Source organism: Pseudomonas sp. FG86 (assembly GCF_057808775.1).
In genome coordinates, this window is sequence record NZ_JBMDIS010000017.1 from 23,889 (window position 1) to 39,015 (window position 15,127).

Here is a 15,127-nt window from a genome sequence, read left to right on the forward strand (position 1 = left end):
TCTTGATAGGCGATAGGTCGTACCTGAACACCGCCCCCCGTTCAGGTATCACCATGGCCACCCAAGAAGACGGCAAGACCCCCAACCTGTCGCAGGAAGAACAGCACGACGTCGACAAAAACCAACCGCCCCGCGCAGCGGTGCTGCACGAAATCATCCGTACCCAGGGCGACCAGGAGCTGGAGCGAAGTGTCGCTGCCTTGTGGTGGTCGGCGCTGGCCGCCGGGTTGACCATGGGGCTGTCGTTGATGGCCATGGGGCTACTCAATTCCCGCCTGCCGGACGGCGAGGCGTTCAAGGTGATCGCCAGCTTCGGTTACTGTGCGGGCTTTCTGGCGGTGATTCTTGCACGCCAGCAGTTGTTCACCGAAAACACCCTGACCGCGGTGTTGCCGGTGATGAGCAAACCTACATTGGCCAACGCCGGACGCTTGTTGAGGTTGTGGAGCGTGGTGCTGGTGGGCAACCTGTGCGGCACTCTGCTGGTGGCCTACGTGATGCTGCACCTGCCGATCTTCGATACCAAGACCGACCATGCTTTCCTTGAAATCGGGCGCAAGATCATGGAAAACGATGCCGGCCAGATGTTTGCCAAAGGCATTGTTTCCGGTTGGATGATCGCGACCATGGTGTGGATGATTCCGTCCATGGAAAGCGCCAAGATGTGGATCATCATCCTGATCACCTACCTGATGGCCTTGGGCGATTTCACTCACATCGTTGTGGGCTCGGCCGAGGTGTCCTACCTGGTGTTCGCCGGTGAGCTGCCGTGGAAGGATTTCTGGCTGGTCTTCGCCGGGCCGACCCTGGCCGGCAATATCATTGGCGGCAGCTTTATCTTTGCGTTGATCAGCCACGCGCAGATTCGCAGTGAAAGCAGTTTGCCGGGCAAAAAGGCTGCGGACCCCAGGCATCCGCAGCAGATTGACAAGGGTCAGTGAGTGTCGGGCGTGGCCTGGGGGTCGCCCTCGGTCACGCGCTTGACCAGCTTGCCGATGCTCAGTCCCTGCAACAGGATCGACGACAGCACCACAATGTAGGTGATGCTCAGCAGCAGGTCGCGCTCCGGGCCCAACGGCAGGGCCAGCGCCAGCGCCACCGAAACCCCACCGCGCAGCCCGCCCCATGTCAGGATGCGAATAGTCCCGCGAGGTACCGTGCGCCAGCGCCGTAGCAGCAGGATCGCCGGGGCCACTGTCAGCAGGCGCGACAGCAGGATCGCCACCGCCAGCAAGCTGGCCGCGAACACATGCAGCCAGTTGAACGGCAACAGCAACAACTCCATGCCGATCAACGCGAACAGCAGGGCGTTGAGCATGTCGTCGAGCAACTCCCAGAAACCGTCCAGGTAGCGCCGGGTCATATCGTTCATCGCCAGCTTGCGGCCCAGGTTGCCGATGATCAGGCCTGCCACCACCATCGCAATCGGTGCCGAGACGTGCAGTTCGGTGGCCATCGCCGAGCCACCGATCACCAATGCCAGGGTCAGCATCACTTCGATCTGGTGCTGTTCGATGCTCTTGATCATCAGGTAGACCAGGTAACCGATCAGCCCGCCAAACACCACGCCGCCGATTGCCTCATGGGCGAACAGCATCGCGGTGGCGCCCACGGTGGGCGTCTCGCCCAACTGTGCGATACCCAGCAATACGGTAAACACCACTACGGCTGTACCGTCGTTGAACAGCGACTCGCCGACGATCGTGGTTTTCAGTGGTTTCGACGCATTGGCGGTACGCAGCACGCCCAGCACCGCAATCGGGTCGGTGGGCGAGATCAGCGCGCCGAACAGCAGGCAGTAGAGGAAACTCACGTGCCAGCCGAACAGGGCGAAGATGTAGTACGCCAGGCTGCCGATCACCCCGGTGGCGATCAGCACGCCAAAGGTCGCCAACAGGCCGATGGGCCAACGGTAGCTGCGCAGGTCGTTGAGGTTCACGTGCAAGGCGCCGGCGAACAGCAGGAACGACAGCATCCAGTTCATCAGCAGGTCGCCGAAGTCGATCTGGCCAATCAACTGCTGGATACGTTCCTCCAGGCCTGGGTAGCCGAGCACGCTCAGGCCTTGCAGGATCAGCGAAAACAGCAGGGCGGTGACCATCACGCCAATGGTGGGCGGCAGGCCGATAAAACGGAAGTTCACATAGGTGAGCAGGGTGGTGAGGCAAATGAAGGCGGCGACAAGTTCAAGCATCCGGGGTCCTTGGGGAGGTGGGAGAGGGGATTCAACTGGGCAGATGCAGGCGCGGCAGGTGCGCCGAGGCGGCGTTTAGTATAAACAGGCGTTGATACATCACGAATCAATTAAGGAGATTGCATTGGTAGCGACAGCTCTGGTGCTGGTAGCGGCGCTGTTGCATGCGACCTGGAACACCTTGATCAAGTTCAGCGGCGAGCGCCTGCTTGTGATCGCTTGCATGGACACTGTGGCCTTGCTGTTTGTGGTGCTGGCGGTGGGGTTTGTGTCGGTGCCGCCGCTGGACATCTGGCCGTGGATCATCGCCTCGGCGCTGTTTGAGCTGCTCTACCGTTATCTGCTGATTCAAGCTTATCGCGTCGGCGACCTGGGGCTGGTCTATCCGCTGATGCGTGGCCTGTCGCCCCTGGTGGTACTGGCGTTGACTCTGGTGTTCGCCGGTGAAGTGCTGAGCACCCAGCAAATCCTCGGCATCCTGCTGATCCCGTTCGGCATGCTGTGCCTGCTATGGCAGGGCGGTGGTGGCGACCGTTTGCCCTGGTCGATGTTGCCGGTAGTGGCGCTGATCGGCCTGTGCATTGGCTGCTATACCTTCCTGGACGGCCAGGCATTGCGGCGCTGGTCACACCCGCTGGATTACCTGGTGTGGCTGACGCTGATCAGCGCCTGGCCATTCCCGTTGCTGGCGGTGGTACGCAAGCGCGCGGCGTTCAACCTGTTCTGGCGCACCCAATGGCGGCTGGGGTTGAGCGTGGGGTTCTGCGTATTGTTGAGCTACGCTCTGGTGCTCTGGGCCATGCAGTTGGGCTCGATTGCCGAGGCTGCCGCGCTGCGGGAAGTCAGCGTGATCCTGGTGGTGTTGTTCGGCATGCGTTATCTGAAAGAACCTTTCGGCCGGCCACGGCTCATAGCCTGTGGGTTGGTGCTGATCGGCATGTTCGTGATGAAGCTCTAACCGTCGGATAAAACCAAAAAAAGGAATGAGTGATGACAGCGGCTTTCTGGTGTGTGTTGATTGCAATCTTTCTGCCGTACCTGTGCACGGGCGTCGCCAAGTTCAGTGGCGGCAAGTTCGGCCTCAGGCAGAACCACGACCCGCGCGCTTTCCTCGATACCCTCGAAGGCTTTGCCAAGCGTGCCCACAGTGCGCAACTCAACAGCTTTGAAGTGACCCCGGCGTTTGCCGCGGCGGTGATCATTGCGCACATCGCCGGTACGGCGTCGCTGGTGACCATCAACGTGCTGGCGGTGCTGTTTATCACCAGCCGCCTGCTGTACATCATCTGCTACCTGGCGGACTGGGCGATATTGCGTTCGTTGGTGTGGACGGTGGGCATGGTGCTGATTGCGAGTTTCTTCTTCGTCTCGATCTGACCTGGCTTCGCGGGAGCACGCTTGCTCCCGCGGGCGTGCGTAGCGCTCCCAAAACCGCTGGGGCCGCTGCGCAGCCCAACGGGAGCAAGCTTCCCGGCCACAACGGCCGGTTTCATCGTTGACGTTCAGCGGCTGTCAGCTGCCGGCTGGCGCATCCGGTACCTGCGGTAACGCTGCGCCTTTGGGCCACAGCATCCAGATCTGCCCCTGCTGCTTCATATTGCCGGCCAGCTCGCCCGCGGCATCGCCCGTGCCCCAGAACAAGTCTGCCCGCACCTCGCCGGTAATGGCGCCGCCCGTGTCCTGGGCCGCGACGGGTCGTGTGATCGGTGAACCATCGGGCTTGGTGGTCGACAGCCACAACAGGCTACCCAGTGGGATCACCTTGCGATCCACCGCCACGCTGTAGCCGGCGGTCAATGGCACATTCAGCGAACCGCGTGGGCCTTCGTTGCTGTCCGGGCGGGCGCTGAAGAAGACGTAGCTGGGGTTGCTCGCCAGCAGCTCGGGAATGCGCTGTGGGTGTGCCTTGGCCCAAGTGCTGATGGCGCCCATGGTCACGTCTTCTTTTTTCAGTTCGCCTTGTTCCACCAGCCAGCGGCCGATAGGGCGATAGGGGTAGCCGTTCTGGTCGCCGTAGCCGACGCGTAGTTGACGACCGCCGGCCAGCTGGATACGGCCGGAGCCCTGGATCTGCAGGAATTGCAGGTCCATCGGGTTGGTCAGCCAGGCGATCGGCTTGGCGCTGGAGCCTTGGCCATTGACCGTGCTGGCATCGTCATAGGGCTTGAGCACGCGACCTTCGAGGCGGCCGCGCAGGCGCTTGCCCTTGAGTTCGGGGTAAATGCTTTCCAGGTTGACGATGATCAGGTCATCCGGCACGCCGTACACCGGCACATGGGCGTTGGCGGTCTGGGTCAGGCTGCCGGGGTAGACCGGTTCGTAGTAGCCGGTGATCAGGCCGTTCGGGCTATTGTCCGCCGAGCGCAGGCCGAACACATCCAGGCGCTCCTTGAGGAAGCCGCGGATTGCCACGGCATCACCCGGCACTGCGGCCGCCGCCGTGCACGTGGCGCCCCACACAGGGTCGGCCTTGAGACGCTGGCAGGCGCTGCGCCAGGATTCAAACCCGGCCAGCAGGTCGCTGTCGGACACCGCCGGCAACGCTTCCCACGGTGCGTTCACGTAGGTGGCTATGGCATGGGGTTTTACGGTTTCATCTTTGCCGGCATCTTTGCCCGCGTCGCAGCCGGCCAGCAGCGCGATCATCGGTAGAGCCCACGCCAGGCGGCGGCTCCAGGGTTTCAAGGTGACATTCATAGGGGTAATTCCTGAAGCGATTGCCTGCGCCATCGCGCGTTGGGGCAACCCTTATTATTAATAGGGCTATTGGTCTTTTCGGGCGGGGCGAGGATACTGGCCGCCGTTTTCCGTGACCGTGAGCCACCATGACTTTTAAAAAATTGACGGTTGTATTGCTGGCCTGCCTGGCCTTGTCTGCCTGTGGCGGCGTTGACCCCAACTCCCCCCTGGGCCAGCGCAAGGCGATCTTCAAGCAGATGCTCAAAACCGGCGAAGACCTGGGCGGCATGTTGCGTGGGCGCATCCCGTTCGACGGCGCAAAGTTCGCCGAAGGGGCGGTCAAGCTCGATGCCCTGTCCCATGAGCCGTGGAAGCATTTTCCGAGTGTGCGCGAAGAAGATCACACCAGCGCAAAGGACGATGTCTGGCAGCAGCAGGCACGTTTCCAGGAGCTGGCGCGCAACCTTGAAGCGGCCACCGGTGAATTGGTGATCGCCAGCCAGGTGCAGCCTTACAAGGCCGCCAACCTGGGGCCGGCGGTGCAGAAAGTTGAAGATGCCTGCAGCGCTTGCCATAAACAGTTCCGAGACCACTGACCGATTTTACTGGTCGAGCTCTTCCACGGCGTCCTGCAGGTCTTTGCGTGACTGGGCAAGCTTGTCCTTGCGCTTGTTGATCTTGTCCGCGTCACCCTTTTTCATCGCTTTGTCGAGGTCGGCCTGACGACGGCTGACTTCGTGCTTGGCGTCGAGCACCTTGTTTTCGCGTTCCTTCTTCAAGGCGGCGTCATTGCAGTTGGCGGTGACTTCAGCCAGGGCTTTTTCCAGGCCGGCCTGTTGTTCGCTGTTGCCATGGGCCTTGGCCTGTTCGATCTGGGTGCTGATGGCCTGGCGCTTGGCGGCGCAGCCGGTCAGGGGTTGCGTGTCTTCGGCCGCCAGCGATGGCGTGGCCATGAAGCTTGCGACGGTCAACAGGGCAAGGGGGGCTAGAAATTTCATGTGGAGCTCCAAGGTCGCAATCGGATGGCAGGGTGAATTCTGCCGAGGTTCAAAGGTGGTCGGGCCGGTTCAAAACCCGTCTATCCCGGCCACGCGGAGTGTCTCAGCCAACGCCTGGACTTGTGGGTCGTGAAAAAAAGCGCTCAATTGCGCTGCGCGACCCGGGCCAATGCCATCGATGGCCTGCCAGGCTTGGGTGTCCCGGGCGACCAGCGTCTGCCAGCCGCCTTCCAGGTTATTGCGTGCCACGGGCGGTACACCCAGGGCTTTGAGCCATTGCGCGAAAGGCCGTTGCCGCGCGCTGCGAATGCTGTCGAGCAGTCGCGCACGGCTGCGATCGCCGAAGCCATCAATGTTAGCAAGCTCTGCCGCATCCAGGGTTAACCAATCGAGAAAGCCAGCGATTAGACCGGCCTGGATCAATACGTTCCAGGTCTCGCGGCCCAAATGCGGTAACGCCAGGCCCTGGTTGCCGCTCAGCCAGGTCAGGCGCGCGAGCAATTGTTCTTCGCAGCCGGGGTCGAGTTGCCAGCAGCTCAGCGCGTGAAAATCCCGGGCATGGGGCACGGCCATGGCGACTCGGGTTTCGTTGCGCAGGATGACTTCGTCCAAGCGTGGGATCACTTGGCCGGCGAGGCTGATGGCTACCTGGTCGCCGGGGCGGATGTCCAGCGCTTGCCAGCGTTTCAGGGAGCCGACGCTGACCCGGCTGATCTGCCGGTCGTCCAGCCGCACCGGCTCGAGTTCCAGCAACGGCGTGATGCGCCCGGTGCGGCCGATCTTGAACTGCACGTCACGCACCAGCGCCAGGGCCTTGGCAGCGGGGTATTTCCAGGCGACCGCCCAATAAGGCGTGCTGACCTGCCAGCGTTCGGCGGGGGCGCGCACGGCCTGGTGCAACACGACGCCATCGCTGGCGAACGGCAGTGGATGGGTATACCAGTGGGTGCGCCAATGGGCGGCTTCCGTGATGTTTTTGACCGGGTGGCTGTAGTCTTGGCTGTCCGTGAACCCCCAGCGCGCCAGGGTAGCCAGACGTTCGGTAAAGTCCTCCGGACCCTCGGGCCAGGCCCAGACGAACAGGCCGATTCCGGCTGCATCGGCGTCGCTCAGCTGGCGACGGTTCATCAGCCCGGCCACTTTGCTGCGGGCATTGAGCCCACCCTGTGCCGATTGCACGTGGTCGTCGAGACGCCAGTAGAGCTCGCCCTGCAACACCAGGTCGATGGGTTCAGGCAAGCGTTGGACGATGGCCGGGATCCTGCTGGAAGAGGCTGACCAATCCTGGCCGAGTCGGCCGTCACCGCGGCTGATGACTTGGCTCAAGTGGCCCTGGCGGTACACCAGCGTGACGGCAACGCCGTCGACCTTGGGTTGAATCCAGACATCCTGGCGCACGCGCAACCATTCGCCAACGGCCTGTTCATCCAGCAGTTTTTCCAGGCCCGTATGGGCAATCGGGTGCGGCACGGTGCCGCGTGAACTGGCCAGCGGTTTGTCTGTGGTCGCCGCGGAGGGGGAGACGCATTGGCGCCAGTTGGCCAGGCGCTGGCGGGCCTGGTCGTAGAGCTCATCGCTGATGGGCGAATGGCCGAGTCGATGGTAGCTGTCATCCCACAGGCGAATGTGTTCGGCGAGGGTATTGACCTGCGACCTGGCTTCATCAGGGCATTCATCTGCCCAACACAAAATGGGCAGAGCACTGACTAGAAGAGTGATCACTGAACGCATCATGAGCATCCTTGCTCGAAAAGGGCGCCCAGCCTAAATGATCCTCTCTTCCACAAAAAAGCCCCGGCAGTGCGGGGCTTTTTACCGGGTGTTTCCAGTTACTTGAACAAACCACCCAAGGCTTTCACGGCGTCCGGCTTATCCGCCTTGGCTTCCTGGTTTTGCTGCTTGGCGTCGGCTTTGGCTTGGGTTTCAGCGAGTTTGTTGCAACCTTTGTTGACCTGGTCTTGTGCGGCTTTGAATGCCTTCACTTTCATGGTGTCTTTGCTGGCTTCGGCCGCATCGATTTTGGTTTGCAGGTCTGCGGCTTGCTTCTGGCAGTCGCCGGCATTGCCACCCAGTTGGGAGGTCAGGGCGCCACTCAGGGCGCTCAGGTCGGCGGCGTGGGCCGGCAGGGCGAGCAGGCTGAGCAGAAGGGCGGCGGGGACGAGCGTGGAGATGCGCATGAAAAACCTCAATGTTCGATTGCCTGCGCACTTATCTATCCCGGGCTGGCGCAGTGCAATATCCAATTAAGGTGGAGGGCCCGAGAGGGCGCGGATTCTAGTGGGCCATTATTTGGCCTGCAAGCTTTGGATCCAAAAAATGTGAACGTCACCGCGATTCACCCGACAATAAAAAGCCCCGCCGGGAAAACCCGGCAGGGCTTTGGATGACGCGAGCGATTACAGGCCGGCAGCAATGCGCAGGTCGTTGGCGCGGTCGGTCTTTTCCCAGGTGAAGGTGGTGAAGGTGTCGTCGCCGACGGTCTTCTGCGCAGGGGTACGACCGAAGTGGCCGTAGGCTGCGGTTTCCTGGTACATCGGGTGCAGCAGGTCGAGCATGGTGGTGATCGCGTAAGGGCGCAGGTCGAAGATCTCGCGCACCAGTTTGACGATCTTGTCATCGCTGATCTTGCCGGTACCGAAAGTGTTCAGCGAGATCGACGTAGGCTGGGCCACGCCGATGGCGTAGGACACCTGGATCTCGCAGCGCTCGGCCAGGCCGGCGGCGACGATGTTCTTGGCCACGTAGCGACCGGCGTAGGCCGCGGAACGGTCAACCTTGGACGGATCTTTACCGGAGAACGCGCCACCGCCATGCCGGGCCATGCCGCCGTAGCTGTCAACGATGATCTTGCGACCGGTCAGACCGCAGTCGCCGACCGGGCCACCGATGATGAACTGGCCAGTCGGGTTGATATGGAACTGAGTGTCTTTGCTCAGCAGTTCGGCGGGCAGCACGTGCTTGACGATCAGTTCCATCACGCCTTCGCGCAGGTCAGCGTAGGAAACGTCCGGGTTGTGCTGGGTCGACAGGACGACTGCGTCGATGCCGACCACCTTGCCGCCTTCATAACGGCAGGTCACCTGGGACTTGGCGTCCGGGCGCAGCCAAGGCAGCAGGCCGGATTTGCGCGCTTCGGCCTGACGTTGCACGAGCTGGTGCGAGAAGGTGATCGGTGCTGGCATCAGCACGTCGGTTTCGTTGCTGGCGTAGCCGAACATCAGGCCCTGGTCGCCGGCACCCTGATCTTCAGGCTTGGCGCGGTCGACGCCCTGGTTGATGTCAGGGGACTGCTTGCCGATGATGTTCATCACGCCGCAGGTAGCGCCGTCAAAGCCGACGTCGGAGCTGTTGTAGCCGATGTCGGTGATCACGTCACGAACGATCTGCTCCAGGTCAACCCAGGCGGTAGTGGTCACTTCGCCAGCGATGATCGCTACACCGGTTTTCACCAGAGTCTCGCACGCCACACGGGCGAACTTGTCTTCAGCAATGATGGCGTCCAGCACCGCATCAGAAATCTGGTCGGCGATTTTGTCCGGATGCCCTTCAGACACGGACTCGGAGGTGAAAAGGGAGTATTCGCTCATCTCGATGTTTTCCTGATATTTACCGATGGTGAGTGTCGCCAGCCGGTCGCTGAAAATGGCGGACCTGAATCTGGAAACCATTACGTAAACCTACATAGAGGCTTTCCCCGGGAACGAGCCCCGCAGCGGTGGCCCAACGGGCCAGGTCGTCCTGTTCAAAACCCAACCAGAGATCACCGCAGGCCTCCCTGGCCCAATTCTGGTTGTGGCTGCATAAATCTGTAACCAGCAGGCTACCGCCGGGTTGCAGCAAGTTCGCCATCTGCTTGAGGGCGTCGGCGGGGGCTGCGAAATGGTGCAGGACCATGTTCAGCACCACGCAATCGGCCTTCAGGCCCGTATGAGTCAGCGCGTCGGCCAACTGCAGGCGGACATTGCCCAACGCCTCGCGCTCGCAGAGCTGGCGTGCCAGCTCAAGCATTGCCGGGCTGTTGTCCAGCGCGGTGACCTGGCCGAAACGGCGCGCCAGTTCTGGCAGAAAGCCGCCATCCCCAGGCCCGACTTCCAATGCCGTGGCCTCATGACTGAAGCTCAGCTTGTCCAATAGCGCCAGTACGCTTTCGCGATATTGGGGCAAACCGGCGATCAGGTCCTGCTGGGCACGAAACTTCTCGGCAACCCGCGAGAAAAAGTCCTGGCTGGCCGCAGCGCGTTGTCCGTGTACCTGGCCGATGCGTGATTGCACGTCGTTGGGCAGGTTGAGGCTGTCCACTTCGTCGAGCAGGGCGGCATGAAGCTTTCCGCCGAGCACGTCGGAGTGGGGCAGGGCGCGGCGGTAAAAAATCGCATTGCCTTCGCGGCGGGTGGCCACCAGGTCGGCCTGGGCCAATACCTTCAAGTGGTGGCTCATGCCGGACTGGCCAATGGCGAAAATCTGCGCCAACTCCAGTACACCGAAAGAGTCGTTGGCCAGTGCGCGCAATACGTTCAGGCGCAACGGGTCACCAGCGGCCTTGCACAAGGCTGCCAGGTCATCGCCGTCGTCAGGACGCAGGGAGGGCACGGGTAGGTTCATAAGGCCAGCAGTCTAGTGACGGGTGGGTCTCCTCGCAAGGCCAATATCAAAAAGTTTTGATATTGGACGATAAGTGGCGGTTATAAACAGTCGCTATAACCTTTAGACGAAGCGGTTAAAGGTTTCTGCAAGCGATTGCCGCGCAAAGCACAGGAAAAACACCTGCAAGTGACTATCTGTCATTGCCCGCAGGCGGTGGCTGAGGGAAAATGCCGGTCCTTTTTTCCGTTTCTTTTAATCACTCACTATTCAAAATCCTCAGGAGAACAGCGATGCCCAGCCGTCGTGAGCGTGCCAACGCCATTCGTGCCCTCAGCATGGATGCCGTGCAAAAAGCCAACAGCGGCCATCCCGGTGCCCCGATGGGCATGGCGGATATCGCCGAGGTACTTTGGCGTGACTACCTGAAACACAACCCGAGCAACCCATCGTTCGCCGACCGTGACCGCTTTGTGCTGTCCAACGGCCACGGCTCGATGCTGATCTACTCGCTGCTGCACCTGACCGGCTACGACGTCACCATCGATGACCTCAAGAGCTTCCGCCAGCTGCACAGCCGCACCCCGGGCCACCCGGAATTCGGCTACACCCCAGGCGTCGAGACCACTACCGGTCCCCTGGGCCAAGGCCTGGCCAACGCCGTAGGTTTCGCGCTGGCTGAAAAAGTCCTGGGCGCGCAATTCAACCGCCCTGGCCACCACATCGTTGACCACCACACCTACGTGTTCCTGGGTGATGGCTGCATGATGGAAGGCATTTCCCATGAAGTCGCTTCCCTGGCCGGTACCCTGGGCCTGGGCAAGCTGATCGCCTTCTACGATGACAACGGCATCTCCATCGACGGCGAAGTCGAAGGCTGGTTCACCGACGACACCCCGAAGCGTTTCGAAGCCTACAACTGGCAGGTGATCCGCAATGTCGACGGCCACGATCCGGAAGAAATCAAGACCGCCATCGACACCGCCCGCAAGAGCGAGCAGCCGACGCTGATCTGCTGCAAGACCACCATCGGTTTCGGTTCGCCCAACAAGCAAGGTAAAGAAGACTGCCACGGTGCCCCCCTGGGTGACGCGGAAATCGCCCTGACCCGCGCCGCGCTGAAGTGGAACCACGGTCCGTTCGAAATCCCGGCCGACATCTACGCCGAATGGGATGCCAAGGAAAAAGGCCTGGCCACCGAAGCCGAGTGGGACCAGCGCTTCGCCGCCTACTCCGCTGAATTCCCGGAATTGGCCAACGAGCTGGTACGCCGCCTGGCCGGTGACCTGCCTGCCGACTTCTCGGAAAAAGCCTCGGCCTACATCGCCGAAGTCGCGGCCAAGGGCGAGACCATCGCCAGCCGTAAAGCCAGCCAGAACACCCTGAACGCCTTTGGCCCGCTGCTGCCCGAGTTCCTCGGCGGTTCGGCCGACCTGGCCGGTTCCAACCTGACCCTGTGGAAAGGCTGCAAAGGTGTCTCGGCCGAAGACGCCAGCGGCAACTATATGTACTACGGTGTGCGCGAGTTCGGCATGAGCGCCATCATGAACGGCGTGTCCCTGCATGGCGGCCTGGTGCCTTACGGTGCGACCTTCCTGATGTTCATGGAATATGCACGTAACGCAGTCCGCATGGCGGCGCTGATGAAGAAGCGTGTGATCCATGTGTACACCCACGACTCCATCGGCCTGGGCGAAGACGGCCCGACGCACCAGCCGGTCGAGCAACTGACCAGCCTGCGTACCACGCCGAACCTGGATTGCTGGCGCCCAGCCGACGCGGTCGAATCCGCCGTGGCCTGGAAACATGCGATCGAGCGCAAGGACGGCCCTTCGGCGCTGATCTTCTCTCGCCAGAACCTGCAACACCAGGTGCGTACCGACGCGCAGATCGCCGACATCAGCCGTGGCGGCTACGTGCTCAAGGACTGCATCGGCGAGCTGGAACTGATCCTGATCTCCACCGGTTCCGAAGTGGGCCTGACCGTCCAGGCATACGACAAGCTGACTGCCCAGGGCCGCAACGTGCGCGTTGTTTCCATGCCGTGCACCAGCGTGTTCGAAGCCCAGGATGCCGACTACAAACAGTCGGTGCTGCCGTTGCAGGTCAGCGCGCGTATCGCCATCGAAGCGGCTCACGCCGACTACTGGTACAAGTACGTGGGCCTGGAAGGCCGCGTGATCGGCATGACCACCTACGGTGAGTCGGCGCCGGCACCGGCGTTGTTCGAAGAATTCGGTTTCACCCTGGATAACATCCTGGGTCAGGCTGAAGAGCTGCTGGAAGACTAAGTCAGTCTGCGTTGTCTGTACTGGCGCTATCGCGGGCAAGCCCGCTCCCACATTTGGATCTCGGTCTAATGTGGGAGCGGGCTTGCCCGCGATGGCGATACTGCATTCAACACCGAACTAACCTTGATCGAGAACCCCATGCCCCAACCGCGTCCCTACAAAGTTGCACTCAACGGCTACGGCCGCATTGGTCGTTGCGTCTTGCGTGCTCTGTTCGAGCGAGGGGCGGCGGCCGGTTTTGAAATTGTCGCGATCAATGACCTGGCCGACATGGCCAGTATCGAATACCTGACACGCTTTGACTCCACCCACGGCCGCTTTCCGGGCGAAGTGCGGGTCGAAGGCGATTGTCTGCATATCAAGGGCGACTGCGTGAAAGTGTTGCGCAGTGCCACCCCCGAGGGCATCGACTGGGCGGCGCTGGGCGTCGACCTGGTGCTGGAATGCTCCGGTGCCTATAACACCCGCGCCGATGGCCAGCGTTTTCTCGATGCCGGCGCCCCGCGCGTGTTGTTTTCCCAGCCGATGGCCAGCGAGGCGGATGTCGACGCCACCATCGTCTACGGCATCAACCAGGATTGCCTCACCGGTCATGAGTTGCTGGTGTCCAACGCCTCTTGCACCACCAACTGCAGCGTACCGCTGTTGCGCCTTCTGGATCAGGCGATCGGCCTGGACTATGTGTCGATTACCACCATCCACTCGGCGATGAACGACCAGCCGGTGATCGACGCCTATCACCACGAAGACCTGCGCCGCACGCGCTCGGCGTTCCAGTCAGTGATTCCGGTGTCCACCGGCCTGGCGCGCGGCATCGAACGACTGTTGCCGGAACTTGCCGGGCGAATTCAGGCCAAAGCCGTACGGGTGCCGACGGTGAACGTGTCCTGCCTGGACATCACCATGCAAACCGTCAGCGACACCGATGCCGAGGAGGTCAACCGGATCCTGCGTGACGCCGCCACCAGCGGCCCGCTCAAGGGCCTTCTGGCCTATACCGAGTTGCCCCACGCCAGTTGTGATTTCAACCATGACCCGCATTCGGCGATTGTCGATGCCAGCCAGACCCGCGTTTCCGGCCCGAGGCTGGTGAACATCCTGGCCTGGTTCGACAACGAATGGGGGTTTGCCAACCGTATGCTGGACGTCGCAGAACACTATCTGCAAACAGCCTCTCCAAAACTTTAGCCTCAGGAATTGCCTCCCATGACCGTGTTGAAGATGACCGACCTCGATCTGCAAGGTAAGCGCGTACTGATTCGCGAAGACCTCAACGTCCCAGTCAAGGACGGTGTTGTCACCAGTGATGCGCGAATCCTGGCCTCGCTGCCGACCATCAAGCTGGCTCTGGAAAAAGGTGCGGCCGTGATGGTCTGCTCCCACCTGGGTCGTCCGACCGAAGGTGAGTTCTCCGCCGAAAACAGCCTCAAGCCTGTGGCTGACTACCTGAGCAAGGCCCTGGGCCGGGACGTGCCACTGGTGGCTGACTACCTGGGGGGCGTCGACGTCACGCCTGGCGACATCGTGTTGTTCGAAAACGTGCGCTTCAACAAAGGCGAGAAAAAGAACAGCGACGAACTGGCCCAGCAATACGCGGCCCTGTGCGACGTGTTCGTGATGGACGCTTTCGGTACCGCCCACCGCGCCGAAGGTTCGACCCATGGCGTGGCCAAGTTTGCCAAGGTCGCCGCTGCCGGCCCTCTGCTGGCTGCTGAACTGGACGCGCTGGGCAAGGCCCTGGGTGCGCCCGCACAGCCAATGGCCGCCATCGTGGCCGGCTCGAAAGTTTCCACCAAGCTGGACGTGCTCAATAGCCTCAGCCAGATCTGTAACCAGTTGATCGTCGGCGGCGGCATTGCCAACACGTTCCTGGCGGCCGCGGGTCACCCGGTGGGCAAGTCCCTGTACGAGCCGGACCTGCTCGACACCGCGCGCGCCATCGCTGCCAAGGTCAGCGTACCGCTGCCAGTGGACGTGGTCGTGGCCAAGGAATTTGCGGAAAGCGCCGAAGCGACCGTCAAGCTGATCGACGATGTGGCCGCCGACGACATGATCCTGGATATCGGCCCGCAAACCGCGGCCAACTTCGCAGAGCTGCTCAAGGCTTCCCAGACCATCCTGTGGAACGGCCCGGTGGGTGTGTTTGAGTTCGATCAGTTCGGCAATGGCACCAAAGTGCTGGCCAAGGCGATTGCCGAAAGCTCGGCATTCTCCATCGCCGGCGGCGGCGACACCCTGGCGGCCATCGATAAATATGGCGTTGCCGACCAGATCTCCTACATTTCTACCGGTGGCGGTGCGTTCCTCGAGTTCGTTGAAGGCAAGGTCCTGCCTGCCGTTGAAGTCCTGGAAAGCCGGGCCAAAGGCTAAGGCGCGCGATCAGG

General features: G+C 61.6%; 14 protein-coding genes. 7 read left to right on the forward strand and 7 right to left on the reverse strand.

All coding sequences use genetic code 11. The features are described from left to right. The first annotated feature begins 53 nt into the window (after positions 1-53). Positions 54-941 carry a formate/nitrite transporter family protein gene (locus tag ACODSV_RS13610; protein ID WP_024077859.1) on the forward strand — a complete coding sequence of 296 codons (888 nt, stop codon included), beginning with the start codon at positions 54-56 and terminating at the stop codon, positions 939-941. Here the strand turns inward: ACODSV_RS13610 and ACODSV_RS13615 are convergent. Next, entirely contained in the window at positions 935-2,194 is a 1,260-nt protein-coding gene (locus ACODSV_RS13615) for a cation:proton antiporter (protein WP_342308498.1), read from the reverse strand. The genes ACODSV_RS13610 and ACODSV_RS13615 overlap by 7 nt on opposite strands. A gap of 124 nt (positions 2,195-2,318) precedes the next feature. Here ACODSV_RS13615 and ACODSV_RS13620 point away from each other — a divergent pair, with 124 nt between their 5' ends. Both ACODSV_RS13620 and ACODSV_RS13625 read left to right on the forward strand, forming a co-directional pair. After that, positions 2,319-3,152 carry an EamA family transporter gene (locus tag ACODSV_RS13620; RefSeq protein ID WP_024077857.1) on the forward strand — a complete coding sequence of 278 codons (834 nt, stop codon included), beginning with the start codon at positions 2,319-2,321 and terminating at the stop codon, positions 3,150-3,152. A 32-nt stretch (positions 3,153-3,184) separates the two neighbouring features. Further along, positions 3,185-3,571, forward strand: a complete 387-nt coding sequence (locus ACODSV_RS13625) for an MAPEG family protein (protein ID WP_024077856.1) — start codon at positions 3,185-3,187, stop codon at positions 3,569-3,571. Positions 3,572-3,706: 135 nt separating this feature from the next. On the opposite strand, the gene mltA is transcribed toward ACODSV_RS13625, so the two are convergent. Next, on the reverse strand, positions 3,707-4,891 hold the full coding sequence (mltA, locus tag ACODSV_RS13630; protein ID WP_150054287.1) for a murein transglycosylase A: 1,185 nt from the start codon (positions 4,889-4,891) through the stop codon (positions 3,707-3,709). A 128-nt stretch (positions 4,892-5,019) separates the two neighbouring features. Between mltA and ACODSV_RS13635 the strand changes: the two genes are divergently transcribed. After that, complete coding sequence (locus ACODSV_RS13635; RefSeq protein ID WP_024077854.1) at positions 5,020-5,469, forward strand: c-type cytochrome; 450 nt, start codon at positions 5,020-5,022, stop codon at positions 5,467-5,469. A gap of 6 nt (positions 5,470-5,475) precedes the next feature. Here the strand turns inward: ACODSV_RS13635 and ACODSV_RS13640 are convergent, their stop codons facing one another. The 5 genes from ACODSV_RS13640 to ACODSV_RS13660 all read right to left on the reverse strand — a co-directional run bounded on the left by ACODSV_RS13640 (position 5,476) and on the right by ACODSV_RS13660 (position 10,473). Beyond that, entirely contained in the window at positions 5,476-5,871 is a 396-nt protein-coding gene (locus ACODSV_RS13640) for a DUF1090 domain-containing protein (protein ID WP_024077853.1), read from the reverse strand. Positions 5,872-5,940: 69 nt separating this feature from the next. After that, positions 5,941-7,602 carry an NAD-dependent DNA ligase LigB gene (gene ligB / locus ACODSV_RS13645; RefSeq protein ID WP_411741547.1) on the reverse strand — a complete coding sequence of 554 codons (1,662 nt, stop codon included), beginning with the start codon at positions 7,600-7,602 and terminating at the stop codon, positions 5,941-5,943. 98 nt (positions 7,603-7,700) lie between these two features. Then, complete coding sequence (locus ACODSV_RS13650; RefSeq protein WP_024077851.1) at positions 7,701-8,048, reverse strand: hypothetical protein; 348 nt, start codon at positions 8,046-8,048, stop codon at positions 7,701-7,703. Positions 8,049-8,267: 219 nt separating this feature from the next. Continuing rightward, a complete protein-coding gene (metK, locus tag ACODSV_RS13655) occupies positions 8,268-9,458 on the reverse strand; it encodes a methionine adenosyltransferase (protein WP_024077850.1) in 1,191 nt (396 codons plus the stop codon). Between the two features lie 19 nt (positions 9,459-9,477). Continuing rightward, entirely contained in the window at positions 9,478-10,473 is a 996-nt protein-coding gene (locus ACODSV_RS13660; RefSeq protein ID WP_102623701.1) for an ArsR/SmtB family transcription factor, read from the reverse strand. A gap of 272 nt (positions 10,474-10,745) precedes the next feature. Here ACODSV_RS13660 and tkt point away from each other — a divergent pair, with 272 nt between their 5' ends. The 3 genes from tkt to ACODSV_RS13675 all read left to right on the forward strand — a co-directional run bounded on the left by tkt (position 10,746) and on the right by ACODSV_RS13675 (position 15,113). Continuing rightward, positions 10,746-12,743 carry a transketolase gene (gene tkt, locus ACODSV_RS13665; protein ID WP_150054285.1) on the forward strand — a complete coding sequence of 666 codons (1,998 nt, stop codon included), beginning with the start codon at positions 10,746-10,748 and terminating at the stop codon, positions 12,741-12,743. Between the two features lie 138 nt (positions 12,744-12,881). Beyond that, positions 12,882-13,931: an erythrose-4-phosphate dehydrogenase gene (gene epd / locus ACODSV_RS13670; RefSeq protein ID WP_024077847.1), complete on the forward strand. Its 1,050-nt coding sequence runs from the start codon at positions 12,882-12,884 to the stop codon at positions 13,929-13,931. An 18-nt stretch (positions 13,932-13,949) separates the two neighbouring features. Beyond that, entirely contained in the window at positions 13,950-15,113 is a 1,164-nt protein-coding gene (locus ACODSV_RS13675; RefSeq protein WP_024077846.1) for a phosphoglycerate kinase, read from the forward strand. The last annotated feature ends 14 nt before the right edge of the window (positions 15,114-15,127 follow it).